The organism is Streptomyces pallidus (ex Mingjun et al. 2026) (assembly GCF_051550185.1).
Lineage (GTDB): Bacteria > Actinomycetota > Actinomycetes > Streptomycetales > Streptomycetaceae > Streptomyces.
In genome coordinates, this window is record NZ_CP196181.1 from 4,493,242 (window position 1) to 4,518,880 (window position 25,639).

General features: G+C 71.2%; 22 protein-coding genes and 1 tRNA gene. 13 read left to right on the forward strand and 10 right to left on the reverse strand.

Annotated elements, in window-relative coordinates; genetic code table 11:
* Positions 1-196 precede the first annotated feature (196 nt).
* Positions 197-442 carry a DUF397 domain-containing protein gene (locus ACSHWO_RS19870; protein ID WP_438313479.1) on the reverse strand — a complete coding sequence of 82 codons (246 nt, stop codon included), beginning with the start codon at positions 440-442 and terminating at the stop codon, positions 197-199.
* Positions 439-1,296, reverse strand: a complete 858-nt coding sequence (locus ACSHWO_RS19875; protein WP_438313481.1) for a helix-turn-helix domain-containing protein — start codon at positions 1,294-1,296, stop codon at positions 439-441. Before ACSHWO_RS19875 ends, ACSHWO_RS19870 begins: the two co-directional genes overlap by 4 nt.
* A gap of 147 nt (positions 1,297-1,443) precedes the next feature.
* Between ACSHWO_RS19875 and ACSHWO_RS19880 the strand changes: the two genes are divergently transcribed.
* On the forward strand, positions 1,444-1,836 hold the full coding sequence (locus ACSHWO_RS19880) for an ATP-binding protein (protein WP_438319173.1): 393 nt from the start codon (positions 1,444-1,446) through the stop codon (positions 1,834-1,836).
* A 150-nt stretch (positions 1,837-1,986) separates the two neighbouring features.
* Here ACSHWO_RS19880 and ACSHWO_RS19885 read toward each other — a convergent pair whose 3' ends face one another.
* Complete coding sequence (locus ACSHWO_RS19885; RefSeq protein WP_404243861.1) at positions 1,987-2,424, reverse strand: NADAR family protein; 438 nt, start codon at positions 2,422-2,424, stop codon at positions 1,987-1,989.
* 1,156 nt (positions 2,425-3,580) lie between these two features.
* Here ACSHWO_RS19885 and ACSHWO_RS19890 point away from each other — a divergent pair.
* Together ACSHWO_RS19890 and ACSHWO_RS19895 are read left to right on the forward strand one after the other, a co-directional pair.
* Positions 3,581-4,258: a hypothetical protein gene (locus ACSHWO_RS19890; RefSeq protein WP_438313483.1), complete on the forward strand. Its 678-nt coding sequence runs from the start codon at positions 3,581-3,583 to the stop codon at positions 4,256-4,258.
* A 38-nt stretch (positions 4,259-4,296) separates the two neighbouring features.
* Entirely contained in the window at positions 4,297-4,902 is a 606-nt protein-coding gene (locus ACSHWO_RS19895; RefSeq protein ID WP_438313485.1) for a Uma2 family endonuclease, read from the forward strand.
* Positions 4,903-5,537: 635 nt separating this feature from the next.
* Here the strand turns inward: ACSHWO_RS19895 and ACSHWO_RS19900 are convergent.
* On the reverse strand, positions 5,538-6,200 hold the full coding sequence (locus ACSHWO_RS19900; protein ID WP_438313487.1) for a DUF4097 family beta strand repeat-containing protein: 663 nt from the start codon (positions 6,198-6,200) through the stop codon (positions 5,538-5,540).
* 228 nt (positions 6,201-6,428) lie between these two features.
* On the opposite strand from ACSHWO_RS19900, the gene ACSHWO_RS19905 reads away from it, so the two are divergent.
* Together ACSHWO_RS19905 and ACSHWO_RS19910 are read left to right on the forward strand one after the other, a co-directional pair.
* Positions 6,429-7,154, forward strand: coding sequence for a helix-turn-helix domain-containing protein (locus ACSHWO_RS19905; protein WP_438313489.1), 726 nt, complete (start codon positions 6,429-6,431; stop codon positions 7,152-7,154).
* Positions 7,155-7,251: 97 nt separating this feature from the next.
* On the forward strand, positions 7,252-8,097 hold the full coding sequence (locus ACSHWO_RS19910) for a hypothetical protein (protein WP_438313491.1): 846 nt from the start codon (positions 7,252-7,254) through the stop codon (positions 8,095-8,097).
* Between the two features lie 138 nt (positions 8,098-8,235).
* Here ACSHWO_RS19910 and ACSHWO_RS19915 read toward each other — a convergent pair whose 3' ends face one another.
* The 3 genes from ACSHWO_RS19915 to ACSHWO_RS19925 all read right to left on the reverse strand — a co-directional run bounded on the left by ACSHWO_RS19915 (position 8,236) and on the right by ACSHWO_RS19925 (position 10,528).
* Entirely contained in the window at positions 8,236-8,439 is a 204-nt protein-coding gene (locus ACSHWO_RS19915; protein ID WP_385806073.1) for a DUF397 domain-containing protein, read from the reverse strand.
* 219 nt (positions 8,440-8,658) lie between these two features.
* Positions 8,659-9,543, reverse strand: coding sequence for a helix-turn-helix domain-containing protein (locus ACSHWO_RS19920; RefSeq protein WP_361095495.1), 885 nt, complete (start codon positions 9,541-9,543; stop codon positions 8,659-8,661).
* A gap of 247 nt (positions 9,544-9,790) precedes the next feature.
* Entirely contained in the window at positions 9,791-10,528 is a 738-nt protein-coding gene (locus ACSHWO_RS19925; protein WP_438313493.1) for a GOLPH3/VPS74 family protein, read from the reverse strand.
* A gap of 320 nt (positions 10,529-10,848) precedes the next feature.
* Between ACSHWO_RS19925 and ACSHWO_RS19930 the strand changes: the two genes are divergently transcribed.
* The 6 genes from ACSHWO_RS19930 (at position 10,849) to ACSHWO_RS19955 (ending at position 20,202) form a co-directional block, all read left to right on the forward strand.
* The gene (locus ACSHWO_RS19930) at positions 10,849-13,473 is read left to right on the forward strand and encodes a hypothetical protein (protein WP_438313495.1); all 2,625 of its coding nucleotides are present in this window, start codon (positions 10,849-10,851) and stop codon (positions 13,471-13,473) included.
* Between the two features lie 116 nt (positions 13,474-13,589).
* Complete coding sequence (locus ACSHWO_RS19935) at positions 13,590-15,485, forward strand: MFS transporter (protein ID WP_438313497.1); 1,896 nt, start codon at positions 13,590-13,592, stop codon at positions 15,483-15,485.
* A gap of 129 nt (positions 15,486-15,614) precedes the next feature.
* Complete coding sequence (locus tag ACSHWO_RS19940; RefSeq protein ID WP_361095486.1) at positions 15,615-15,806, forward strand: hypothetical protein; 192 nt, start codon at positions 15,615-15,617, stop codon at positions 15,804-15,806.
* 315 nt (positions 15,807-16,121) lie between these two features.
* A complete protein-coding gene (locus ACSHWO_RS19945; RefSeq protein ID WP_438313499.1) occupies positions 16,122-18,689 on the forward strand; it encodes a hypothetical protein in 2,568 nt (855 codons plus the stop codon).
* Positions 18,686-19,456 carry a hypothetical protein gene (locus ACSHWO_RS19950; protein WP_438313501.1) on the forward strand — a complete coding sequence of 257 codons (771 nt, stop codon included), beginning with the start codon at positions 18,686-18,688 and terminating at the stop codon, positions 19,454-19,456. Before ACSHWO_RS19945 ends, ACSHWO_RS19950 begins: the two co-directional genes overlap by 4 nt.
* On the forward strand, positions 19,453-20,202 hold the full coding sequence (locus ACSHWO_RS19955) for a hypothetical protein (protein ID WP_438313503.1): 750 nt from the start codon (positions 19,453-19,455) through the stop codon (positions 20,200-20,202). Before ACSHWO_RS19950 ends, ACSHWO_RS19955 begins: the two co-directional genes overlap by 4 nt.
* Before the next feature lie 111 nt (positions 20,203-20,313).
* Here the strand turns inward: ACSHWO_RS19955 and ACSHWO_RS19960 are convergent.
* Both ACSHWO_RS19960 and ACSHWO_RS19965 read right to left on the reverse strand, forming a co-directional pair.
* Positions 20,314-20,386 (reverse strand) — tRNA-Arg (locus ACSHWO_RS19960).
* 134 nt (positions 20,387-20,520) lie between these two features.
* Entirely contained in the window at positions 20,521-22,272 is a 1,752-nt protein-coding gene (locus ACSHWO_RS19965; protein WP_438313505.1) for a hypothetical protein, read from the reverse strand.
* 228 nt (positions 22,273-22,500) lie between these two features.
* Between ACSHWO_RS19965 and ACSHWO_RS19970 the strand changes: the two genes are divergently transcribed.
* A complete protein-coding gene (locus tag ACSHWO_RS19970; protein WP_385806054.1) occupies positions 22,501-23,376 on the forward strand; it encodes an FAD binding domain-containing protein in 876 nt (291 codons plus the stop codon).
* 75 nt (positions 23,377-23,451) lie between these two features.
* Here the strand turns inward: ACSHWO_RS19970 and ACSHWO_RS19975 are convergent, their stop codons facing one another.
* The gene (locus tag ACSHWO_RS19975) at positions 23,452-24,729 is read right to left on the reverse strand and encodes a M6 family metalloprotease domain-containing protein (protein WP_438313507.1); all 1,278 of its coding nucleotides are present in this window, start codon (positions 24,727-24,729) and stop codon (positions 23,452-23,454) included.
* A 259-nt stretch (positions 24,730-24,988) separates the two neighbouring features.
* Here ACSHWO_RS19975 and ACSHWO_RS19980 point away from each other — a divergent pair, with 259 nt between their 5' ends.
* Positions 24,989-25,636 (forward strand): TetR/AcrR family transcriptional regulator, encoded by a 648-nt coding sequence (locus ACSHWO_RS19980; RefSeq protein ID WP_438313509.1) that lies wholly within the window; start codon positions 24,989-24,991, stop codon positions 25,634-25,636.
* Positions 25,637-25,639: the final 3 nt, after the last annotated feature.

A 25,639-nucleotide genomic window follows, 5' to 3' on the forward strand; every position in this document is an offset into this window, starting at 1 on the left:
TCCCGGGGCGGGCGCCGGCGTCAAGGGCGCTCCCTCCGGTCGCGTCGCTGCGCGATGGCCTCCGGCCACCCTTGACCCCGACGCCCGCCCCGGAACGACAAGGACTGTCGGGCGGCCCCCGGGGGAGGGACGGCCTGGAGGGACCACTTCACATCCGGCCGGGTCCCGCCCCTACCGCCCCCGCTCCGGCGAGCTGCTACCGCCGAGCCAGGGTGAGCAGACCGGCCCAGGCGGAGGGGGAGAAGGTGAGGTGCGGGATGGCGGTGTCCTTGGAGTCCCGGACGAGGACGGCAGCGGGGGTGCGCCTTACTTCGACGCAGTCGTTGATGTTGCTGCTGTCGCTGTAGCTGCTCTTCCGCCAGGCTACTTCGACGCAGTCGTTTCCATCACTGCTGTCGCTGTAGCTGCTCTTGAACCACTTCAGCTCGGGGTCGTGGATCATGTTTCTCCCAGAACTTGCTCGACGAAGGCCCGCGACTCCCGTGGCGTGAGAGCCTGGGCCCGGATGATGCCATATCGCAGTTCGAGGACATGGAGCTGCTTCGGGTCGGAGACAGGGCGCCCGTAGAAGGCGCCGTCCGAGCGGCCCACTGCCGTTCCGTCTGCGAACTTGAGTACCTGGATGAGACCGCCCATGCCGGCGTGGTCTTCGGTGTGGGTCGGCATCACCTGAAACTCGATATTCGGCAATTCGATTACCTCCAGTAGGTGTTCGAGCTGCCGGCGCAGAACCATTGTGCCTCCGATGGGCCGCCGAAGCGTGGCCTCTTCTTGGACGAAGCTCAGCGCGGGCGGGGGAGTACGGTCGTAGATGGTCCGCCGGGCCATGCGCGCGGCAAGCATGCGCTCCATCTCGTCGGGCTCGTACGAAGGCCGCCATGTCCTGAACAGAGAACGGGTGTACTCCTCTGTCTGAAGCAGCCCGTGCAAATTGTGGTTGCCGTAGGCCAGCAGCTCTACCGCGCGAGCCTCCAGCTTGGCTAGGTCCCGCACCTGCTTGGGGTAGCAAGCCTGTTCTGCATCCTTCTTCATGGACGCGATGCGGCCCTCGGCCCGTAGGACCTCGTCCGCCTTGTCCAGGTACTCCGGGCGGGGAATCCGCTTGCCCGACTCGACTTTGCGGACCAGGTCCTCCCCGTACCCCATCCGGGCGGCGAAGTCGGAGACCCGCAAGCCGGCCGTCTCCCGCCAGACCTTCAGCTGGCGGCCGACGGCGGCGACGACTGCCGCGCCCTGTTCGTCTTCCGGGTCGACCTCCCAGCCCGGCTCTTCCGTTCCGTCGCTGTCCACGCTCATGCGCACCCACTTCCGACGTACCTGACCTACTCAACGCCCGGTACCCCCGCAGTACTTGCGGACAGGCAGGACAAGACCGGACAACGGCCGGACAGTCGCGGTACGCACAGGCGTCGTCGCTGTTCAGCGTAGGCACGTACGGCCACGCTGGGTGACGTGATTCCACAACTTCCTTCCTGCGTCTTCCAGCTGTCCGCCACCCCCCGCGGGGCCCGCCTCGGCCAGCTGCTCGCCGTCGAGCAACTCCGTTCCTGGGGCGTCCGGTTCGACAAGGCGGAGCCGGTGATCGCCGAGCTGATCGCCAACGCCGTCACCCACGGCCGCGTGCCCGGCCGCGACTTTCGGCTGACCCTGTCCGTCGACGGGGTCGGCACGCTCCGTATCGAACTGACCGACACCCGGGCCGACCGGCTGCCCGACCCGCAGGCGGGTGGGAAGGGGCTACAGGTCGTCGCGGAGCTGGCGGATCGGTGGGGAGTCGACCTCGGCCCCGCGCCGTGGAAGACGGTCTGGGCGGAGCTCGATACCGGCAGCCGGTGACGGCGAGCCAGCCCGCCGGGCTTAGCCGGTACATCCGGTTGCGGCGTGCGAGACCCAGGTCGAAGTCTTCCGGCTCTGCGAAAGCCGTCACGTTCCCTGAGGCGATGGCTCGAAGATTCGCCCCCGTCCGGTCGGTGCCGTGGACAGGTCCTACGCGCGGAGCCGGGTGCGGGTGCGCATCAGGATGCGACCGAGCATGTTCTTGCCCGTGCCGGTCCTACCGCGACCCCAGTAGTGGTCGGAAGTAGTGTCCTCGATGATCTCCTCGTCCCCGGTCGACAGGAGGATCTCGCGGATGTCCTCGTGCGTACGGAACTTGGCGTCCACGGCGCGGAACATCACGTCGTCCTTCACCCGCTCCCAGTCCCGGCGCAGCGGCTTGGACCGGTCACGACCCCGTTCCGCCGCCCGCAGCGGAGTGGAGGCCTGGCGGATCACGTGTGCATGGCGCGTGCCGAGGAACTTCTGCGCTTGGAAGTAATGCTCGACGGTCGGCCACCAGTGGCCGTCGAGCTCCAGACCGTGCGCGGAGAAGTTGGAGAAGCAGCCGTAGGGCACCTCGTCGGCGCCGTAGAAGTAGATCGTCATCCCGGCCCGCACCCTGCCAGTCGATTCTGCGTCGCCGCAACGGATTTGCTCGGCGTACCGCGTCGCGGTGACCGCGACGCGGGTGACACGCGCCGCGGTGCGTGGGGACGCCTACCCCTTCTCAAGAAACGGGGAAAACAACCAACCAACCAACCAACCAACCAACCCACCACGTCACCACCGCGGGCGCCCGTCGCTCACACGGGTGAACTGTGCCAACTCAGCTGGAAATACGCACCGGTTGCGGGCATATGCTCGCCGCGACGACAACCCCACACGCATGTCAGCCCCCGCCGGGACGGCAATCCCGACGAGGGCCTGACCACAAGGAAGAGAAGCGATCTTCCCGATGGCTTTGCAGCACCCTAGCGCGGGCAGGCGCGCGCAGTCGCGCATTCCGGCCGGGACCCCCCGATCCGGTGTCATGCACGTCAACGTCCCCCACGACACTCACTTCGTCGTGGTCGGCAACCACCTCGCCCAGCACCGTGAACTGTCGCTGGCCGCACGCGGACTGGCCCTCTACATCCAGTCCCTTCCCCAAGGTGCGCCGATCAACATCAAGGCCCTCGCCTGGCAGCTGGAGGAGGGCGAGTACCGCATCGCGAAGGCCCTGCGCGAGCTGGAGGAACACGGCTACCTCGCCCGCGTACGGGAGCGCCTGCCGTCGGGGCAGATCGTGACGCGCACGATCTCGTACAACCGCCCGCAGACGACCCCGCGCCACACATCGACGACACCCAAGGCGGCGAAGACGGAGCGACGGCCGCAGCCGTCGCCAGGGACGACCCCAGCACCAGGCACGACCGCGAAACCAGACACAGCACCGCAACCGGACACGAACCCGAGCCCGGCACCAGCAGAGGACGGCGACGGCGAACCACGACAGCGTCGCGCCGCACCGGAAGACGCAGGGGACGCGACCACCGACCTGGAGCCGGGCCCGAAGCCAAAGGGGGAAGGGAAGCCGCCACCGGCACAGGGGACCACCGCAGCCCCTCCCGCCCCCTGCTTCTCTGACGGGCCCGTCCCTGAACATGTCCCCCCTGGCCATCCTTCGGGGGCTTCCCGGCAGCTCTTTGGCATTCCGGGGCGGGACGGTCGGTCAAGGGGGGCCGAAGGCCCTCGCGCAGCGACGCGACCGGAGGGAGCGCCCTTGAGGGACCGGCCCGCACCGGGAGGACAATGGGCTGACGGGACGCCCCCGGACACCTCACCGCCGCGGGCCGAGCGGGACCCCGCGAACCCGCCGGATCCCGAGCCCGATCCGGACGCCGCCGCGGTGGCCTCCCCGTCGGGGCTGGCTCCGGCCGAGCTCGTTCCGTCGGGGCTGGCTCCGGCCGAGCTCGTTCCGTCGGGGCTGGCTCCGGCCGAGCTCGTTCCGTCGGGGCTGGCTCCGGCCGAGCTCGTTCCGTCCGACCTCACCCCCGCCGCCCGCCACATCCTCTCCACCCTCCGCGCCGTCGATGCGCGCCTGATGCTGTCCGAGCGGGACGTGGTCCGGCTGACCCCGGCCGTATCCCTCTGGCTGGAGCGCGGGGTCCTCCCGTTCGCGATCACCTTCGCCCTCTCGGACGACCTCCCGCCGGACCTCCGCCACCCCGCCGGCCTGGTCGCGTACCGCCTCCGCGAGCTACTGCCGGCCCCCACCCCCGCCCCGGCTTCGCCTTCAGGCCCGCCCTCACCCCCCAACCTTCCCGGGGACCGCCCCCGCCCCCACCCCCTCCAGGTGTGCGTGCGCTGCGACAGCATTTCCTTCCGCGCCGCGGAGCCGGGCCTGTGCAATCCGTGCAAGCGCGAGGAGAAGGATGCTGCCTGCCTAGCATGTTGGTGATGACTCGGGCCCCGGGGCGCAGACGAGGAGCCAGCACGATGACCATCGCACCGGACGGTTCGAGGCAGGGCTCAACCCCTTATACGACGATGCGTGGGCTCCTGCAGTCGCTGGACGACACCATTCCCGGCAAGTTCGAGATCACCAAAGAAGGGATCGTCCACGACACGACGTCGCCGGGGCGCCCGCACGAAGTCACCGCCGGGCTCGTCAGCCGCCGCCTGGAGAGGGTGATGCCCGAGGGGATCTGGGCGTACACCGGCGAGCCGGACGTCGAGGACGAGCCCGAAGGCGTCATGCGGCACCCCGATGTCATGGTGATCGCGTTTGCCGACATGGAAGGCGAGGGCTCCTTCGACCCGCGCACACTCATCGCCGCCGTCGAGATCGTCTCCCGTTCCAACCCTGACAACGACTGGGTCGGCAAGATGCGGGACTACCCGCTCATGGGCGTCCCCATCTACGTGATCTTCGATCCGCGCCACGGCACCGGCGCCGTGATGTCCGATATCCACTCGACCCCGGACGGCCCCCGGTACGCCACCCGCAAGGACTTCGTCTACGGCGAGGACGTGACCATCGCCGAGTGGACCATCTCCACCAACGACCTGCCCCGCTACGCCGACGGCCGCTCGGGAGACTGAAGCAGGAGGAGCTTCGGTCGGGCGGGCCGGGCTTCGGTCGGGCGGGCCCGGCTTCGGTCGGGCGGGTGGAGCGGGATCTCCTCGGTCGGGGTCGGAGGAGTGGCCGGGGGCTTCCCGTCAGTCCCATCGTCCTCCCGGTTCGGGCCGCCCCGTCAAGGGCGCTCCTCCTTCGTCGTCGCGCCGCTGCGCGATGGCCTGCGGCCACCCCTGACAGGGCGACCCGAACCGGAATGCCGAAAGACTGCCGGGAAGCCCCCGGAGGAACGGCATGGGGGACCCTTCAACGACGGCCCCGCCAGAGAAGCATCGGGCAAGGCCCTGACCTGCCACGCCCCCGGCCTCAGGACCACCACCCCCAGCCCGCCCCCAGCCCGACCCCCGCCAGCGCCCCAGATCGCTACGCGCTCCTCGCGTCTCGGCGGCCGTCCGCCGTCGTGGGCCGAGCAGCGCCTCAGACCGGCGTGGGTGAGGGTCAGTTGGCGGCCGACGATCACTTGGCGTCGGGTGATGGCGAGCGGTGGCGCATTTGCGCTGTGGAGGGGCGTGGGGACCGACGTGGGGTGCCGGCGTCGGTCCGTTGGCCTTCTCTTCGGCGTCCCCCGGGTGAGGGGCGGCAGCTTGTGGGCGGCGGCTGGTCAGAGGCTGCGGGCGGTGATGTCGCCGTGGGTGGTGGTGGCGCGGATGGCGAGTTCGGCGCTGCCGTCGTTCCTGAGGCTGTTGTCGATGCGGCCGTAGCCGGTGCCGGCGTCCAGGGTGGCCGAGGTGCCGGGGGCGGCGGCGATGGAGATGCTGCCGGACTGGGTCTGGAGTGCGACCGTGCCGCGTACGGCCTCGGTGATCCGGATGTCGCCCCGCTGGGTGCCGATCTCCGCCGGGCCGTTGAGGCGGCCGACCTCGACGTCGCCGTCGGTCGCGGTGAGGCGGATGCTCGCCGCTTCGTCGATCTTGATCTGGCGGTACGCGCCCTCGAAGGTGACGTCGCCCAGGCGGCCGACCGAGCGGAGTTCGGAGGCGGCGGCCTTGGCCTCGACGTGCGAGCCGGCGGGCAGCTGGACGGTGACCTCCAGGGAGCCGGAACCGGTGAGCCGGTTCTTGGGCTCGGGGGCGTGGATGCGCAGGACGCCGTCGGTGTAGGTGACGGTGGTCTGCTCGGCGGCCTGGACGTCGCGGCTCTTGGAGGGGTCGGCGGGCAGGACCTCGACGGTGGTGTCGGTGCGGTTGGCGGCGATGAACTGGACGCGTCCCGCGGGGATCTCCAGGACGGCGGAGATCGTGGCGGGGGTGTCGAACTTCTGCATCAGGGGCTCCGGTGCTCGGTCGTTGTTTCTGATGACGGAAAAGCTACGTTGCTTTTCTGGAGGCGGCAACATGTTCGTTGCGGCGGAGTGGCGTTTGTGCAGGCCAAGTGGCATTAATCGTTGCAACTGATGGAGGTGTAATGCAACGTCAGCGAGTGGTTCGTTGCAATGGATGGAGGGTGAACGCTATAGTGGGCGCACCACGTAAGGATCAGCGAGGAGATTGCGATGCCGGGAGGCAGGCTCACTCAGCAGGAACGCCAGCAGATCGCGCTGGGGCTGGCCGACAGCCTCCCCTACGCCGAGATCGCCCGCCGCATCGAACGTCCGACCTCGACGGTCACGCGTGAGGTGATGCGCAACGGGGGGCCCACCGCTTATCGTGCCGACCTCGCCCAGCGCGCTACGGAGCGGCGTGCCCATCGGCGCAAGCCCGCCGCCTCCCGGGGGGTGGGGGCGACCCCGCAGCAGCACGGGCGGGACGCCGAGGCGGTGGCCGAGTACGAGGAGACGTTCACCACCGTCCTCATGGGACAGGGCCTGCCCAAGATGACGGCCCGGGTGCTGACCTGTCTGTTCACCACGGATGCCGGCAGCGTCACCGCGTCCGAGCTGGCCCAGCGGCTCCAGGTCAGTCCGGCGTCCATCTCCAAGGCGATTGCCTTCCTGGAGAGCCAGAGCCTCGTCCGCCGGGAGCGCGACGAACGCCGCCGTGACCGCTACATCGTCGACGACGAACTCTTCTACCAGTCGACGCTCGCCGCCGCCCGGGCCAACGAGCAGCTCGTGCAGACCGCGCGCCAGGGTGTCGCCGTCCTCGGCCGTGACTCCGCTGCCGCCGCCCGGCTGGAGAACATCGCGCGCTTCCTCGACTTCATCGGTGAGAGCATCCTCCGCGCCGCCGAGCAGGCCCGCGAGGTCCTCCACGCCGAACGCGACGGGGCGGCCCCCTGACGGGGGCGGTGTCCGGCTTTCTGATTTTCCGGGGTCGGTGGTGGGTCGGGCGTGCGCAGGGCTCGCCAATTGACGGGTTGTCAGGTATTCCCAGGGCATGTCGAACGCAGAGCAGCAGTCGGGAGCCGAGGCGTACGCCGCGCTCGCCGGCGTGGGGCCGTACGGGGTGCGGCCCGGTCATGCGCTGATCACCATGGTCGAGCCGCACCCGGGCCACGAGTACGCGTACAACCGCTGGTACGAGGACGATCATTACTATGCGGGTGCCATGGCCATGCCCTGGATGTACGCCGGGCGCCGCTGGGTGGCCACGCGGGACCTCCAGGAGCTGCGCTACCCGGAGAAGTCGGCCGTGGCGCAGCCCGTGACCGCCGGGTGTTACCTGTCGACGTACTGGGTGACCGAGGGGCGCTACGACGAGCACATGAAGTGGACCGTCGGGATCAACAAGCGGTTGAACCGGGACGGGCGGGTCTACCGGGACCGGACGCACGTCTTCACGGCGTTCCAGGACCACGAGGCGACCGTCTACCGCGACGGCGCCGCCGGTCCGCGGGACTTCCACGCCCTCGACCACCCGTATGCCGGGCTGGTCCTGGAGGTCGTCGACGCCGACGGGCCGGACGGTCGTGCGGTGTTGCTGGAGTGGCTGCGGTCGCGGGCCCTGCCGGGGCGGCTGGCGGGTTCGCCGGCGGCGATGGTGACGGTGTTCCGGCCGACGCCGCTGCCCGTCGACCGGATGACGTACGTGAAGCAGGTCGAGGGGGTCGACAGCCGGCTGACGCTGCTGTGGTTCCTGGAGGCCGATCCGCGTGTGTGCTGGGAGGCGTTCCGGGGGCTCGATGCCGAGGTCGCGGAGGCCGGGATGGGGCGGGTGGAGTTGGTGGCGCCGTTCGTCCCGACGGTGCCGGGGACCGATCGGTACGTCGACCAGTTGAGGTAGCCGCGTCCCCGCCCCCGGACGCGACCGAGCCCCCTCGGCCGGGACGGCGGGCCAGTCGAGAGGGCTTCAGGCGGCCCCGCACACGGGAGTACGGGTGTGCGGGCGATATGGGGTGTTGTGGCGGTCTGCAGTCAGCAGTCAGGCGAGCGGGCCTTCGGTGACGCCCGTGACGAACGAGGCCCAGGAGTCGGGGGTGAAGGCGAGGGAAGGGCCGTCCTGCACCTTGGAGTCGCGGACCGCGATGGTCTCCATGACGGGGGACTTGACCTCGACGCAAGCGCCGTTTCCGCCGGAGTAGGACGACTTGGTCCAGTTGTCCGTGGCGCCCTGACGAATAGCCATGTTTCTCTCCGATGCAGCAGGAAGTGCCGGTGGGTGGGGGTGGTTGTCGGCCGTCCGGTTCCTCCCCGGGCCGACGTGATCGACGCTACCGGCACCTTCCGACGGGCGATGAGGTGATTCACCCGACCGGGTGGCATATTCCATTCAGGACTTCTGTGGCTGGGGAGCGACGGTGTACCGTAACCGCCCCCCTCGCCACCTGCCCGGTTTGCTCCCCTTTTACTTCGCCTTGCCCGCATAATCGGCGATGATGTCCGAGATGAACTGCCGCGTCTGGTCCACATTGAGGGCCTGCGCACGCAGGTGCTCGTACATCACGCTGTACTTCTGAACGTCATTGGCCTTCTCCAGGTACAAATCGCTCGTGACGCCCTCGATGTAGACGACCGTCGAGTCGGTGGCGTCCGGGAATTCGAGGATCGCGTACTGGCCGTTCATGCCCGGGTGGGCGCCCATCGAGAACGGCATCACCTGCACCGTGATGTACGGCTGCTCCGACTGCTCTATCAGGTACTCGAGCTGGTCGATCATCAACTGGGCGTCGCCGACGTGCCGGCGCAGCGCCGCCTCGTCGATGACCGCCCACAGTCGCAGCGGTCCCACCTCGGGGTTGTTGTTGTCCGTTTCCGACAACCGTTTCTGCCGGTGCATCCGTACCTGGACGCGCTTCTCCACGTCCGCCGGGCCGGTTTCGGGCGCGGCACCCCGGATGAGGGCGTGCGCGTACTCCGGGGTCTGCAGCAGGCCGGGCACCATCTGGGGCTCGTACGTGCGCAGGCTGGAGGCGTCGGTCTCCAGGCCGATGTAGACGCTGTACGGGATGTCACCGAAGGCGTGCCACCAGCCCTGCTGGCGGGAGTCCTTGGCCATCTGCATGAGGGATTCGACGAGTCTGCGGTCCTCGACCTCGTACACGTCGCACAAGTCACGGACATCGCGCTGACTGATGGACCGGCGGCCGTTCTCCAGCCGGCTGATCTTCGACTGGGAGACGAGCAGGCGCTCGGCGACCTGCTCGGCCGTCATGCCCTTGTCCTCGCGGAGCTTGCGCAACTCCATGCCCAGTCGGCGGCGTCGGACGGTGGGATTGACATTGGACGCCACGTGAACGGCACCTCCGCCTTCTCTGATTGCGTCTCTCTGCGTGTCTACTGGTGAGCAGACTGCCACCGAAAGGCGGGGCGGCGCCGGTAAACGGCCAGGAAAATACAGGTGCGCGGGGTGGCGGGGCCGGCGGAACCGGCCCCGCCACCCCGCGTTGCGGACGGCGATGCGGTGGAGCTGTGGGACCTGTGGTCGATCTGCGGATCTTTTGTGCGTGGGCTGCCGTCGTTCGTGCGTGGGACTGCTGTCAGTGTGCGGCGGCGCGGGCCATCGTTCCCGCGCGGCGTGCCTGCATCGGAACGCCGTTCGCCGTGGCCCGGGCGGCGGGCGGCGCCGAGGCGCGGTCCCGGCGCGGCTGTGCGGCCACGCCGTTCTGGACGTCCATGACGGCGTGCGCCACGAGACCGCCCATCGGGTCGTGCCGGATCAGGTCCCGCAGCCGGGACCTCGACGACCGGCCCTCGTTGCCGGGGTACAGGTGCTTGCCGAGTCCGACCGCATGGGCCAGGGCGGCGAGCGCCGCGGTCCGCGGGTCCGGCGGAACGCCGGTGCGGATCGCGCTGTCGAGCCGGGCGCGGATCTCCCGGCTGATGGCCGTGTCCGTCGCCTGGTAGCGAGTCGTCGGCAGCACACCGCACATCTGGCCCGCGACGGCATGGACCATGCCGCAGCGCTCCAGGTGAGCGAGGTACACCTGGCGGAGCCCCAGCCGGGGTCCGCCGATCCAGTGGACGGCCCGAACCGGGCTGCCGCGCCTGCGCAGCAGTTCCAGTGCGGAGTCCAGAGTCGGATCTCCTGTCGGCCGTGGCATCACCACGGCGATACGATCCCCGTCAGGGGCTATCCGTCCTGCCAGAGCCAGCTCCACTAGCTGTGCCCCGGCCAGGCCGAGGTCGAGCGACTGCGGCTGCGCCGTGGTACCCGTGGCCGGGTCCAAGGCGAGCAGCAGAAGCTCCTCCGGAATTGTTCTGCGGCTCCTGCCCATCCATGCCTCCCCGCGTGGATGAGTGACAGGGTGACGCCTCTCACATTCATCTGTCGAGAGCGCCTGGTCGCTTTGTGGGGGAACCAGCGCTATGTCGTTCTCGTCTAGCACGTGAGCGATGCTCCCGACGCGGGACACTGTTAGACATTCGGACAGCCGGACGCGGCGCGATCGAGGAGGAACTGGTGGCGGGCGAGTCCCCCGACAAGTCGGTTGATGAAGGAACGCCGGGGGTGGCGAGGTCCTCCGCGGAACGTGACCCGAGGCTGTCGGTGTTCCGTCCGCGGGGACCCGAATCCGGCAAGGGAGACGCCGACGCTGTGGGCGACGGTTCCACCGCTCGTGAGGCGGCGGAGTCCGGGTCCTCCGGACGGGTGGAGTCCGACGCGGATGCGGAGACGGATGTGGATGCGGACTCCGGTGCGGACACGGACTCCGGTGCGGGTACGGCCGCCGACAGTGAGCGCACGGCGGTGTTCCGCGCGCCCAAGGTGGACTCGGTTCCGGGTTCCGCTTCTGCTTCCTCCTCCTCCGCTTCTGCTCCTGTGCGGGGCGGGGGCGAGGGTGAGGGCGCGGGCAGGGGTGCCGCTGCCGACGACGCCACCGCCGACGCTGACGGCGACGTGCAGGGTGACGACGCGTCTTCCGGCGTCGAGGATGCCGGCAAGTCCGGCGGGGACGCCGGGGAGGCCAAGCCCGCGGGTAGGGGCCAGGACTCGGCCAAGGCTGCGGCCGCGGCTGCGGATGACGAAGCAGATGCCGACTCCGACGTTGACGTAGACGCCGAACGGGATTCGGGATCGCGTTCCGGTTCGGGTTCCGATTCGGAGCCGGTCGGTGCCGACGAGGCGTCCGCCGAGCCGGTCGAGGAGAAGTTCGACAGCGAGCTCACCGTCGAGCGCACCGCCGTCATCCGTGCCGTGAAGCCGGCTGCCGGCAAGGAGCCTGCCCGGCAGGGTGACCGGCCGTCGGCTGACGGGTCCGCGGACCGCGCTCCGTCGTGGGCCAAGACCGGTGCCGCCGCTTCCGGCAAGCCGGCGGCGGACGAGAAGGACGAGAAGGGCGAGAAGGGCGAGAAGGACGGGGCGGGTGCGTCGTCGGACGGCGATGAGCGCACCACCGTCTTCCGTGCCGTGCGGCCGGGTTCGGGTTCCGGCTCCGCCAAGCCCGGCGAGGGTGGGCCGGCCGAGCCGTCCGCCGCCGCGGGTGACTCCGACGGCGAACGCACCGCCGTGTTCCGCGCGCCCAAGCCCGCCGGGGCTTCGGGCCCGGCCGCTCCCGCCAAGCCGTCGACGGAGGACTCCGACGGTGAGCGCACCACCGTCTTCCGTGCCGTCAAGCCGCCGGCCGCCGGCCCCGCCGCCGGCCCCGCCGCCGGTGCGCCCGGCGCCTCCCGGCCCGTACCGCCGAAGGCCGCCGCCGGGGGGAAGCCCAGCACGTTCGTGCCGCTGCGCACGGACGACGCGCCCGCGCGGGGTGCCTCCGGTTCCGGGTCGGCGACGCCGAAGCCCGCCGGGGCCGCTGCCGCGCCCGCCGAGCCGGCTCAGGCCCGGACCGCCACCCCGCCCCGGACCCCGGCCTCGACGCCGGGGTCGGCCGCGGCCGGCGCCCCGACCGCGGTTCCCGAGCGGACCGAGCGGACCACGCAGCAGCCGCTGCCGCCGCGGCCGCCGCTCGACCTGCTCGCGGAGCTCACGAACAACCCGCCCCCGCCGCCGAGCCCGCTGCGGACGTTCGTCCGGCGGCTGAAGATCTACACGCCGATCGCCGCCCTGCTCCTGGTCGTCCTGGCCGTCGTGCAGCTGGTGCGCCCGCTGCCCGAGCCGCAGCTCAAGATGACCGCGAAGGAGACGTTCACCTTCGACGGTGCCGCCCCCGCCATGCCCTGGCCCAAGGAGGGCCAGGCGTTCATGGCGGCGTCGGGCCTCGGCACCGTCGGCAGCTTCGGCGAGCAGAAGCCCGTTCCCATCGGCAGTGTCGCCAAGACGATGACGGCCTACGTGATCCTGAAGAACCACCCGATGAAGAAGGGTGAAAAGGGTCAGATGATCGACATCGACAAGACCGCGGTGGAGGAAGGCAAGAAGGACGTCGAGAACGAGTCGACGATCAACAACCTGAAGGAGGGCGACAAGATCCCCCAGTACGACGCCCTCGCCGGGCTCATGCTCCCGTCGGCGAACAACGTCGCGCGGCTGCTCGCCCGCTGGGACAGCGGCGACCAGGAGGCGTTCGTCAGGAAGATGAACGACGCCGCCAAGGAACTCGGCATGACCAAGACGACGTACACGGACCCCTCGGGTCTGGAGGCGACCACGGTCAGCACCGCCGAGGACCAGGTCAAGCTCGGCCTGAAGGTCGTCGAGATGCCGGAGCTCATCGCCATCACCCGGCTGAACGGCTTCACGGACCAGTACGGCAAGTGGTGGCGCAACTGGAACGACCTCATCGCACCGGGCAACGGCGCGCTCGGCATCAAGACCGGCTCCACCACCAAGGCGGGCGGCAACCTGCTCTTCGCCGCGGAGAAGAAGGTCGGCAACACCAACCAGCTGATCGTCGGCGCGGTCCTCGCCCAGTACGGCACGCCGATCCTCGGCACCGCGATCAACCACAGCAAGAACCTCATGGTGACCACGCAGAAGTCGCTGACCAATGCCACCGTGGTGAAGAAGGGCGACGTCGTCGGGTACGTGGACGACGGGCTCGGCGGCCGGACCCCGGTCGTGGCCACCGCGGACGTGCAGGCGGTCGGCTGGCCGTCGCTCACCGTCAAGCTCAAGCTGAGCGGCGGTGACGGCAAGCTCCCGCAGACCGCCACGGCGGGCACCGAGGTCGGCATGCTGACCGTCGGCGAGGGGGCCAGCCAGGTGAAGGTGCCGGTGGCGCTGAAGAGCGACCTGGCCGCGCCGAGCACCGGCAGCAAACTGACCCGTATCGGCTGATCACCGCCGACACCGGTGATCTGTGACCGGCGCCCCGGGCAACCCCGGGGCGCCGGTGCGCGTCTAGGACCCGGAACCGGCACCGCGACGGGACGGAACGAACGAATGGCAGAGCAGTGACCACCGCTGAACAGCAGGGCGGCCGCAGCGGATCGGAGGCCGTCGGCGGCCCTGCTGAAGCCCCTGCGGCCCCTGCCGCTGCTCCCGCCCCTGCCGTCGCTTCCGTTGCCCCCGGCGGGCCGCTGGAGTGGGCCCGGCGGCATCCGGTGGCCGTCGCCACGGTCGCCGCCGCCGTCCTGCACGTCGTGTGGTTCTACGTCTTCGCCAACAGCGGCGGCGACCTCGCGGCCCAGGACGCGTGGGCCGAGTTCGTGGGCCGCCATCCGGACTCGGCGTACAACCTGGCCTGGTACGGGGGCATGCACCCCGTCTCGTACAGCGTGGTCTCGCCGTACGTGATGTACATGCTCGGTGTCCGGACCACGATGATGATCGCCGGCACGGTCTCGGCCGGGCTGCTCGCGCTGATCCTGACCCGCTGCCGCGGGGCCGTGCGCCAGCCGCTGTGGCCGGCCCTGGCCGGGGTGTACGGGCTGTTCTGCAACGCCCTCTCCGGCCGGGTCACCTTCGGGCTCGGTGCGATGTTCGCGCTGGGCGCCGTGGCCGCGGTGTTCTGCTGGCCCCGCAGCTGGGCCCGGCGCCGCTGGGCCAAGGCCGCGGTGGCGGCCCCGCTGGCCGGGCTCGCGACCGCCGCCAGCCCCGTCGCGGGACTGTTCCTCGGGGTGGTCGCGGCCGCGCTGTTCCTGAGCCGGCGGCGGCCGGGGGCGTACGCCCTGGGGCTGGCCCCGGTGGCGGTCGTCGGGCTGTCGGCGTGGCTGTTCCCGTTCTCCGGAACGCAGCCGATGAAGCTCGGCTCGGCCGTGCCGCCGTTCCTCAGCGCGCTGGCGATCCTGCTCCTCGTACCGAAGCGGTGGAAGACGGTCCGGCTCGCCTCGGCGGTCTACCTCCTCGGCGTGTTCCTGACCTGGGTGATCGACTCGCAGGTCGGGTCGAACGTCACGCGGATGGTCATGCTGTTCGGCGGGGCCGTGCTGCTGGCGGCGCTGCCGTACTCGGCGCGGCGCTCGCGGCACTGGTACGCGGTGGCGGCCGCGTTCACCGGGGTCACCCTGTGGATCACCTCGAACAGCATCACCGACATCGTCCGCACCACCCCGGTGGCCGCCTGGAACCGGGAGCTCGCCCCGCTGGTCGACCAGCTCCGCAAGGCCGGCGCCGACCGCGGCCGGGTCGAGGTGGTCCCGGCCAGCAGCCACCGCGAGTCCTCGGCCTTCCCGGCGTACGTGAACCTGGCGCGCGGCTGGAACCGGCAGGCCGACCTGGAGCGGAACCCGCTCTTCTACGACGACACCCTCACCGCCGAGAGCTACCGGGCCTGGCTGGAGCGCTGGGCCGTGCACTACGTGGTGCTGCCCGCCGACAAACCCGACTCGGGCGGCGAGGCGGAGGCGAAGCTGCTGCGCGAGGGGCTGCCGTACCTGCAGTTGGTGTGGGGCGACCCGAACTGGCAGCTGTTCAAGGTCGACCGGCCGACGGACCTGGTGGCGGGGCCGGCCACGGTGGTCCGGGCCGGTGCCGACCAGCTGGTCGTCGACGTGAAGGCCCCCGGGCGGGTCCTGGTGCGGATCCCGCACTCGCCGTGGCTCGGGCTGGTGGATTCCGCGGGCGAGGCCGTGCCGCCGCCGCAGGAGACGTTCGCGTCGCGGGCCCGGGGTGTCGGCGGGAGCGGTGGCGCGGGAGCGCTGCCGAAGGAGTACGCGAACACCGCCGGCTGCCTGTTCAAGGCGGATCCGGACGGGTTCGGGGACGTGTGGACCGAGCTGCTGGCCCCGGCGCCGGGGGAGTACCGGGTGGCGGCGAAGTACCAGCTGCCCCGGGGCACGCCCTGCCCGGAGGAACTGCTGCAGATGGTGCTCGGGACGGCGCAGGGGCCGGCCCCCGCGGGCCGCTGACCGGGGCCGAGCCGGCGCTACCGCCTGGTAGGGCGGTCCGCCCGGGTGCGACCCGTGGCATATGTGCGTACGATCCCCATAATCTGTAAATAGACCGATTGGATGCTTCCCGAGGGAGTTGACGCCGGGATGAGCAACGAGCGCCAGAAGCGGATTCTCGAGACGACGGAGCCGGGCCGGGCGCCGCGGTCCATGGGGCACGGGTTCGACGGGCCGGTGCCCAGCAAGGTGAAGGGCGGTCTGCACACGAAGGCCAGCCTCAAGCGGGCCGGCACTCCGCAGGGCGACCGCATCGGCGAACGCAGCAAAGGCCTGAGCTGACCCGTCGCGATCCGTCGCGACCAGCCCTCCCGGCCCCGACCGGGAGGGCTTTCGTGTGTCCGGGGAGTGCCCGTCCGCTCGTCATGTGCCGGTTGCGGCTTGCGTGTTGGGTGTTGCATCTGCGACGTCGGTTGATAGAAGTAGACATACTTTCGAGTGAACTGACGGTCTGAACCGTTCGAGTGCGGAGTGTGGGGACAGCGGTCGCCGACATCGGTTGAACGGGCTGCTGGAGCAGGGAAATCGGGTTCGACGGGGGAGTGGGACGCTGATGACGGGGTGGTCGGGGGCCGAGCGGCGGCAGGGGGGCCGGCGATGAGCGACAACGCGCCGGTCGATCCGGCGGAGGTGCCGGTCTTCACCGGGGATCTGGTGGAGCTGGACGCGCAGATCAAGGCGATCTCGTCGGGCGGGGCCGCGGTGTCGACGAAGGCGGGGGACGTCCACTCCAGCTTCGGCGGTCTTCAGGCGTTCTACCGGGCGCCGGAGGCGGATCAGCTGTTCGCGACGACGAAGCCGGTCTCGGACCTGGGTCTGAAGCTGAGTGGTGACATGTGCACGATCGCGGGTGCGTTGGGTGCGTACGCGCGTGACGTCGCTCCGCTGAAGAAGAAGCTGGAGGACCTGAAGCGCGAGGCGGAAACGTTTCGTTCGAAGGTGGCGGACGACGAGAAGTGGCGCGAGGACGGCGACCTGATCGACGAGAACCTCGATCGCCGCAACGAGATCGCCGAGGTGTGGGCGCAGTTCCAGGCGGTGGAGCGGACCGCGTACGCGAAGATCGTCGCGCTGGTGGGCGGAAAGCCGCTGAAGGTGAACGACGGCTCCAACGCCGCGGACATGTACGGCTACGACGGGGAGGCGCTGAAGCAGGCGAAGTCCCTGCCGTGGGGTGATGCGGTGGAGGAGTCGGTGCCGGCGTGGCAGGTGTGGGAGCACGCCTGGGACTTCGGCAAGGGCTTCGTCGTCGACGGTGTGTGGGGGACGATCAAGGGTCTGGGCGGGTTGGTGGGCCTGCAGGGGTGGGACACGTTCAAGCAGTCGTGGACGGGTCTGGCGAAGCTCGGGACGGGTCTGGCGATCTCCTCGATACCTGGTGTGGGGCCGTTGTTCCTGGCGGCTCCGTCGGACAAGCTGCCGTCCTGGCTGCGGGATTCGCGTACGGCGATGAAGGAGACGGGCAAGGCGCTGCTGGCGTGGGACCAGTGGGGTTCGAACCCGTCCCGTGCCGCCGGTGCGGTCACCTTCAACGTGTTGACGACGGTGTTCACGGGCGGTAGTGGTGGGGCGGTGTCGGGGGCGGGCAAGGCGGGTGCGGTCGCCAAGGCCCTGTCCTTCGCGGGCAAGGCGGGTCGGGTGGTCGACCCGATGACGTACGTCTTCAAGGGCGCGGGTGCCGGGTTCTCGAAGATCGGTGATGTGATGGCCGGTCTGCGGGGCATGGGCAAGATCGAGACGCCGAGCATCAACATCGACGGCGCGGTGGCCCTGCCCGACGGCGCGAAGATGCTGCCCGACGGATCCATCCACCTCCCCTCGGGCAGCTCCGTCCCCGAAGGCGCGATCAAGCTGGCCGACGGCACCGTCAAGCTGCCCGAAGGCACCGTCACCCTCCCCGAGGGCACGGTGAAGCTGCCCGTGGACGGCCCGCCGCAGTTCATGGACCCCAAGGGCAACCTGTACGACGCCGCCGGCAACGCCATCCAGCGCGCGGACGACGCCCCGGTCGGCAAACCGGGCGCGGACCCGGGCACGCCGAAGGCCGACGTACCGAAGGCGGACACCCCGGCTCCGGTCAAGGCGCCCGACCGCGTCCTGACGGGCGTGGGCGGCCGCGGCGACGACGGCATCCGCCTCGGCTCCGACACGTCCGAGCCGGTCCACGTCCCCGGCGACCACACCCCCGGGGGCCCCCGCCCGGACACCACCCCCGGCGGCCACGCCCCGGACAACATGCCCCGCAACAGCGTGGACGGCCCCACCGCCCCCGGACCCCGCCCGGACGCCCCGTCCCCGGGGGGCCACGCGGACACCCCGTCCACCGGTGGGCCCGCGGACGTCCCGGGCCCCCGTACCGACGGCCCGTCCACCGGAGACGGCCACCCCGGAACCCCGGGCGGCGCGGGCCACCCGGACGGACCGTCCACGGGCGGGGGCCACTCGGAGAGCCCGGGCGCGGGTGGCGCGGACGACCTCGGCGACGGCGCGGACGACGCGGCCCGGGCGGGCGACGACGCGGCCGGCGGCCCGTACACGCACGGCCCCGACGGCGGCTGGAGCGGCGCCGGTTGGGTGGAGAAGCCGTCGGAGTACGGTGCGGCGATCTACGACTCGCTGCGGTCCACCCCGAACCACATCGACGTTCCGGTGATGGCCAGGAACACCGGCCTCTCCGAGTCCGTGATCAGGGACGTGAAGTCCCACATGATCAGGTCGCAGCACGACGTCGTCATCGGGCCGGGCGATTGGCGGCGCGGACGGTTCACGCCGCGCGACGACATCGCCGACCTGTGGGACGGCGCCCGCAAGGGCACCCTCACCGAGGCCCAGCTCAAGGAGTTCCGCAACCTCATGACCCATGAGTACGTGGAGAGCAAGCTGATGAAGTCCGGACTGCCCTACCTACGCGACGAGGCGGGCCTGTGGCGCAAGGAGCCGGACGGCACCTACCAGGGCGGCGGCCGGTACTCGCCGAAGAGCCTGAGCGCCGCCGGCGCGCACGACCTGTCGCCGAATCCCGTCCGGGGCGGCTTCGGTTATGCCTGGCAGAAGCTCGGTCTGAAGCACCCGAAGACCGTCCTCGCCCACGACTTGTCCAACATCGACGATTTCGTCAAGGATGTTTTCCGAGAGCTGCGAGCTAAGGGGCTGGACCTGAAGTGACCGAGACGACGTCACGCACCGTGCTGGAACGGCTGCGCGCCATCGACTGGGAGGACGAGGCGGCGGCCTGGGAGCACGCCCCCTCGCGTGCCCTGCTCATGCGCGAGTACCTGCGCCGTTCCGCGCTGTGGGCCAGGGTGTGCGGCGCCGAGGAGGCGTGGCCGTTCTTCGACGTCGCGGAGCACCTCGGCGCGCAGGCCCCGGGCACCCCGCCCGAGGTGGCGGCCGAGCTGGAGGAGCTCCTGGACGGGCTCGCCCCGGCCTCGCTGCGGACCACCTGCCGCGCCGCCGTGCGCTGGGCGGCCGTACGGAGCGCCGGTCAGGAGCTGCCGGCCGGCCTGCCGGAGCCGTACGAGCCGCTGCTGCTCATGTACGAGCGCGGCGGCGGGTACTACCTGGAGGAGTACCTCGACCTCAACGGCACGATGATCCGGCTGGGAGACGTGGAGGGCAACGCCTCCGCGACGCCGTTCCTCACGCTCGCTCCCACCACGCTCGACGCGCTCGACGCCGAGGGCGAGATCGCCTACTACGCCGAGGTCGACGGTGGGCACCCGCGGCAGGCGCCGGGCGGCATCCTGCGGCGCCGCACCGACGAGGACCGTACGTACGACGAGGTCTTCACCGCCGACCTGCGCTGGGAGCCCACCCGGCAACTGGAGCTCTCCGGCCCCGACCCCGAGGGCGCCGGCCACGTCCGGATCAGCGACATCGAGGCCGCCGCCCTCATCGAAGCCGTCTCGGAGCAGCGCAGCAGCTCCCGATGAGCCCTTCCGCGGTGCTGGAGCGCCTGCGGGCAGTGGAATGGGCGGGGGACTGGGAGGCCGCGTCATCCCGGGTCATGTCCCGCCGGCTGCTCATGCGCGAGTACCTGCGGCGGGCGGGGCTGTGGGCGCGGTCCTGTGCGGCCGAGGGGGCGTGGCCCTTCTTCGACGTCATGGAACACGTGGACCCCGGGTTCGCGCTTTCCCCGGACACCGCCGAGGAGCTCCGCGCGTATCTGGCCGGGGCGGCGGTCGACGCCGCGGTCAAGCGCACCTGTGCCGGTGCGGTGAAGCTGGCGGCGTACCGTGCGCGGCATCCGCCCGCCCAGCCCGCGCTGCCCGACCCCTACGAGCCGCTGATCCTCTTCTACGAGCGGGGCGGCGAGTTCCTCCAGGACCACGCGGGGTTCGTCGACCTGGCCGGGGTGCAGTTGCGCCCCGGAAGCCTGCGGGGACACCTGGGCACCCCCGCGCTGCGCTCCGTCGACGGTGCCGTTCTCGACGCCGTGGACGCGCCGGGGCGCATCACCTACTACACCGCAGACGAGCGGCGGGGTCCGGTGCTGCGGCGGCGTGTGCTGCGCACCGGGACGCACGACGAGGCGTTCGGCCGGGAGAGCCTGCGCTGGGAGCCGGCCGGCCCGCTGCCGGGGCCCCGGGAGAAGGCGGCGGAGTACGGCCTGGTGCGGCTGGACGAGGTGGAGGCGGCCGACCTGATCGCGGCGGCCATGACCGCGGCCGGCCGGTAGGCGGGCGGGCGCGCGAACGGCCCCGGACGGGAGTCCGGGGCCGTGGTGCGCGATCTGCGGCCCGAGCGCCGAGTCCCGGAGGGAAATCCGGGTCAGCGGCTCGTGCTGCGGTGCCCCCGGCAGGATTCGAACCTGCGACACCCGCTTTAGGAGAGCGGTGCTCTATCCCCTGAGCTACGAAGGCGTGGGCGCGGCAGCAGCCCGTGAGGGCTTGGCCACCGCGCTCAGTGTAGCGGGTGGTGCATGATCCGTACGCGGAGATTCCCCGGCGTGCGGATCATGCGCCAGGAGCGGGCCGGGCCCGCTCCTGGCGGGGGGTCAGCGGCGGTCGTAGACGCCGAACATGTCGATGATCAGGTCGGTCGGCTCCCAGCCCCGGTTCCAGAAGTCCAGGAGGGCGTGGTTGCCGGTGCTCGTCTGGACCAGGTTCGAGACGGTCGCGCCCTTCGTCCAGTTGAGGTTGGAGGAGTTGGGCGGGGTCGGCCGGACGGCGGTGCCGTTGGTGTACTGGTCCCAGCTGTTCGGGTCCGGGGCGACCGTGAGGTGGCCGCTGCCCTCGGTGTTGGTGACCGTGGCGTTCAGGACCGCGCCTTCGAGCACGGACTTGCCCGCGGGCAGGTCCTGCTTGCGGTAGTCCTGCCCGGCGAGCGGCCACTTCCACTCGCGGGAGTCCGACAGGCGCGTCGGCGTGAGCGGCAGGTAGGCGGCCTTGCCGTCGGCGCTGTAGTAGCCGACGACGTCCACGATCACGTCGGCCGGACTCCAGGAGCCGTTGCGGACGTTGATCTTTCCGTCGGGGCCCACCGGCACGATCACCGAGTTGGCGACCGTCTGCCCGGCGGTGAAGTTCAGGTTCGACGTGGTCGGCGTCTGCTGCCCGCTCGGGAAGAGGGTCAGGTGGCCGGCGTCCTTGGGGCCGGTGACCGTGACGTTGAGGGCCACGGCGGTGACGCCCGCGGCCGGCACGCCGCCCTGGCCGGCGATCTGCGTGCCGAACGTCTGCTGTCCGGCGACCTGGCCCCGGGCGGTGCCCAGCCCCGCCCGGGTGTCGACGAGGCGGGTCGGGGTCAGCGAGGTGTAGCCGCCGGCCGCGGAGCGCGTGAAGTAGCCCGTGACGTCCGCGACCAGGTCCGTGCTGCCGTCGCTGCGGTTGGCCAGCTCGACGTGGCCGTCCTCGCTGACCGGGACGATCGCCAGGTTGGGGACGGACTGCCCCGCGGTGAAGTTGACGTTCGAGGTGACCGGCCGCTCGGTGCCGGCGGCGTACGCGCTGACGTGCCCGGCGGCGGTGGTGTTGGTGGCGGTGAGGTTGAGGGCCACGGCGGACACCCCCGCCGGGATGCCGCCGGTGCCGGCGACCTTCACGCGGGTGGTGCCGTACGGGGCGACGGCCCCTGCACCCGGCGCGCCGGTCCCGTTGCGGGTGTCCAGGAGGCGGGTCGGCGCGTGCGGGGTGAACTCGGAGCCGGCCACGACGACGTCCAGGGTGTTGGTCGTCGTCAGCTTGTTGATGACGTCCTTCGCCGTGACGGTGACCTTGTGCGCCCCGACCTCGGCGTATACGTGGTCGAGGTGCAGGAAGGGGTACTCGCCCTTGACGATGTATTCCGTCTGGGTGAAGCCGTCGCCCCAGTCGACGGTCACATCGGCCATGGTCGGCGTGTCGCTGATGTTCATGACGTAGGCGGTCAGCGTGATGCCGCGCGCGCTCGTGTTGCTGGCGCCCATCGTGACGCCGAGGTACGGGTCGCCCGACGGGGCGGCGGCGCCGTCCGTGCGCTGGGCCGACGCCGGCCCGCCCTTCGGTGCGGGCGCGCCGGACGGGGTGGTGCGGACCGCGCGCTCTGCGGGGCTGAAGAAGGTGGACTTCTCCATCTCGGCCTTCGCCGCCGCGGCCTTCGACGGGTCGTTCGCGGTGCCGGACTTCGCGGCCCCCGCCTTGCCGGCGCCCCCCTGCGCCGGGCCGGGCGTGGCCGTCGCGGCCGGGGTGCGGTCGGCGGACGGGCCCGCCGCCTGCGCCACGCCCGGTACGAAGCCCACGGCTGCTGCGACGACGGCAGCGGAGATCATGATGCGGTGACGGTGCACCGGCCCCCCAGTGTTTGTTGAACTTGTTCAGAACAGTCATGATCAGATTACTCGCCGGTACCCTCTCCGCCGCGATCCGACCGGCGTGTCGGGGGAAAATCCCCGGGATCCGGTTTGCGGGCCGGGTGCGCGGTTCAAGGGTCCGGTAGGGGGCGGGGCCTCCTCCGCCCCCGCGACGCCTCCCCGCCCCGCGACGAATGCGAGCCGGACATGGAGTTCCTGCGCCCCGCCACCTGGGAAGAGGCCCTCGCCGCCAAGGCCGCGTACCCCGCGGCCCTGCCGATCGCGGGCGGGACGGACGTCATGGTCGAGATCAACTTCGACCACCGCCGGCCCGAGTACCTCATGGACCTCAACCGCATCGGGCTGCTGCGCGAGTGGGAGGTCGGGGAGGACACCACCGTCCTCGGCGCGGCCGTCCCGTACACCGACATCGTCGAGCGGCTGCGCGGCCCGCTGCCCGGGCTCGCCCTCGCCTCGCACACCGTCGCCTCCCCCCAGATCCGCAACCGCGGCAGCGTCGGCGGCAACCTCGGCACCGCCTCCCCCGCCGGGGACGCCCACCCGGCGCTGCTCGCCGCCGGAGCCGAGGTCGAGGCGGAGTCCGTACGGGGAACCCGGCTGATCCCGATCGACGCCTTCTTCACCGGCGTCAAGCGCAACGCGCTCGCCCCCGACGAGCTGATCAGGACGATCCGGATCGCGAACGCCACCGGGCCCCAGCAGTTCTCCAAGGTCGGCACGCGCAACGCCATGGTCATCGCGGTGTGCGCGTTCGGGATGGCCCTGCACCCGCGCAGCCGGACCGTCCGGACCGGCATCGGGTCCGCCGCGCCCACCCCGGTGCGGGCCCGGGTCGCCGAGGAGTTCCTGTGCGCGGCGCTGGAGGAGGGCGGTCTCTGGGAGTCCGGGCAGCCGCTCCCGCCTTCCCTCGTGCGGCAGTTCGGGGATCTCGCCGCCGCGTCCTGCAACCCGATCGACGACGTCCGCGGCACCGCGAAGTACCGGCGCCACGCCGTCGGCGTCCTGGCCCGCCGGCAGCTGCTGTGGACGTGGGAGGAGTACGCGGGCGGGGGCGGCGCGTAACCGCCGCGGACGGTGGCTCACCCGACGGCGAACGGCTCACCGGTCGGGGAGCGGCTCACCCGCCTCGTGATCGGATCACGGGCGGGTGATGCGCACCTGGAAGCTGCCGTCGCGCAGTTCGCCCACCACCGAGACGCTGACGCCCGACTTCTCGTCGGTGAAGGTCTCGCCCGGCTGGAACGGCGCGTCCGAGAGCTCCCCGTGCACGTTGGGCCGCCGGGTGCAGCCGCCGCTGCCGGCCGCGCTGTCCAGGACCGTGACCGGGCCCTGTCCGGTGTCGACCAGCGAGTCCACCTTGTAGATGAGGACGCCCGGTTTGCAGACGGCTTCGTCGTTCCCGCCGCGGGTCCGCACCTCGACCGCGAACCCGGAGCTGTCCGACAGCGGGACGAAGGCCAGCTTGGTGCCGCCCTCGACCGCCAGTGGGGACAGGACGTGGTCGCTGACGCCGGACTTCGAGGCGCAGCTGATCTGCGTGCCGTCGAGCCAGCCCAGTTTCCACTTGTGCCAGCCCAGCAGGTCGTTGTTGGCGCCCCAGTCCTCGCTCATGATGTCCCAGTGCCCGACGGCGCCCCCGCCGTCGGCGGTGTAGAGGTCGGGCAGGCCGAAGACGTGCCCGTTCTCGTGCGGCAGCACCCGGAAGCCGGTCTCCCGGTAGGAGCCGGAGCCGTCGTCCTGCCGGCTGTAGACGAAGGACGTGTTGGCGAGCGGCACGCCGTCCGCGACCGGGGCCTCGGCGTTGCCGGAGAAGGTCACCGACAGCACGGTGTCCAGGGCCGAGGGCCCGGCGTTCGGGGTGACCAGGATGTTGACCAGGTCGTACGCCCGGAAGTCCACGTCGGGGTCGGCGGCCTGCACGATGTGCTCGACCAGCTGCCGGTAGCCCGGTTCGTACGGGGACCCGCGCTCGATCCCGTACGCGGCGAACGGCATCGGCATCCGCAGCCAGGTCTTGATCGGGGCCTCGGCGCGGTAGCTGAGGCGGCCGTAGGAGCTGGTGCGGAACCAGTCCGCGGTCTGCGGGAAGAACTCGGCCAGCCGGTCCAGGGCGGTTCCCTCGCCCTTGGCGTCCGGGAAGTCGACCATCAGGTTCAGTGCGCGGACCTCGCCCGTCGAGCGGGAGTAGCCGGGCGGTGTCGGCAGGCCCTCGGACATCTGCACGCCCGTCGCGCCGGTGATCCGGCAGGGCGCGAGTGCCGACTCGACGGCCGTGGCGGCGGGCCCCGACGTGGACGGTCCGCGGCCCGCCATCCCCGTGCTGGCGGTGGCGGCGACCCCGAGGGCCAGCGCGGTGAGGCCGATGTAGGCGCCGGCGCGGTGTGGTCTGCGTATCCGGTGGCGGGTCTGCGGCATGGAGATCGCCTTCGGGTCCGCGGCAGCCGGCCCGACCCGGACTGCGCTCCGTGCGATCACCCTCCGTCGGGGGCGGCACGCCCGCGCGCCGGGTGCGCCGAACGGGAACACGAGCGTGTCCCAGGTCACACTGGGGGATGAAATAACCGGGGACGTGCTCCCCGTTTGCACAGGTGTCCCCGAACCGGGGACCAGCTCCCCGTTTCGGCGGGGTGAGCCGGTACCGGTCCGTACGAAGTCCAGGTCGAGGAGGCCGCGGATGAAGAGCACCACCGCCACCGCGGCGGCCCCGCGCCCCCGCGCCGACGCCGTGCGCAACCGCGAGCGGATCCTGACCGCGGCGCGGGAGGTGTTCGTCGAGCACGGCTCCGGTGCGCCCTTCGACGAGGTCGCCCGCCGGGCCGGCGTCGGCAACGCCACCCTGTACCGCCACTTCCCCGACCGCGCCGCCCTGGTCCACCACGTCGTGCTGTTCGTGATGGAGCGGGTCACGGCCGAGGCGCGGCGGTCGCTCACCGACGAACCCGACGCGTTCGCCGCGCTGTGCCGCTTCACGCACACCGCGGCGGACGAGCGGATCGGCGCCCTGTGCGCCATGCTCAGCGGCGACTTCGACCGTGAGCACCCCGAACTCCTCTCCGCCCGTGATGAGTTGGCGCAAGCGGTCGAAGGACTGCTGGCCGCCGGGCAGAACGCGGGCCTGATCCGGACCGACATCGCCGTCGGCGATCTGATGGTCGCCCTGTCCCAGCTCAGCCGCCCCCTCCCGGGCGTCCCGTGCGTCGACGTGGACACGTTCGTCCACCGTCACCTCCAGCTCCTCCTCGACGGGCTGCGGGCTCCGGCCCGCTCCGTGCTGCCCGGTGAGGCGGCCACCCTCGAAGACCTCAGACAGAAAACCGTGTGACCT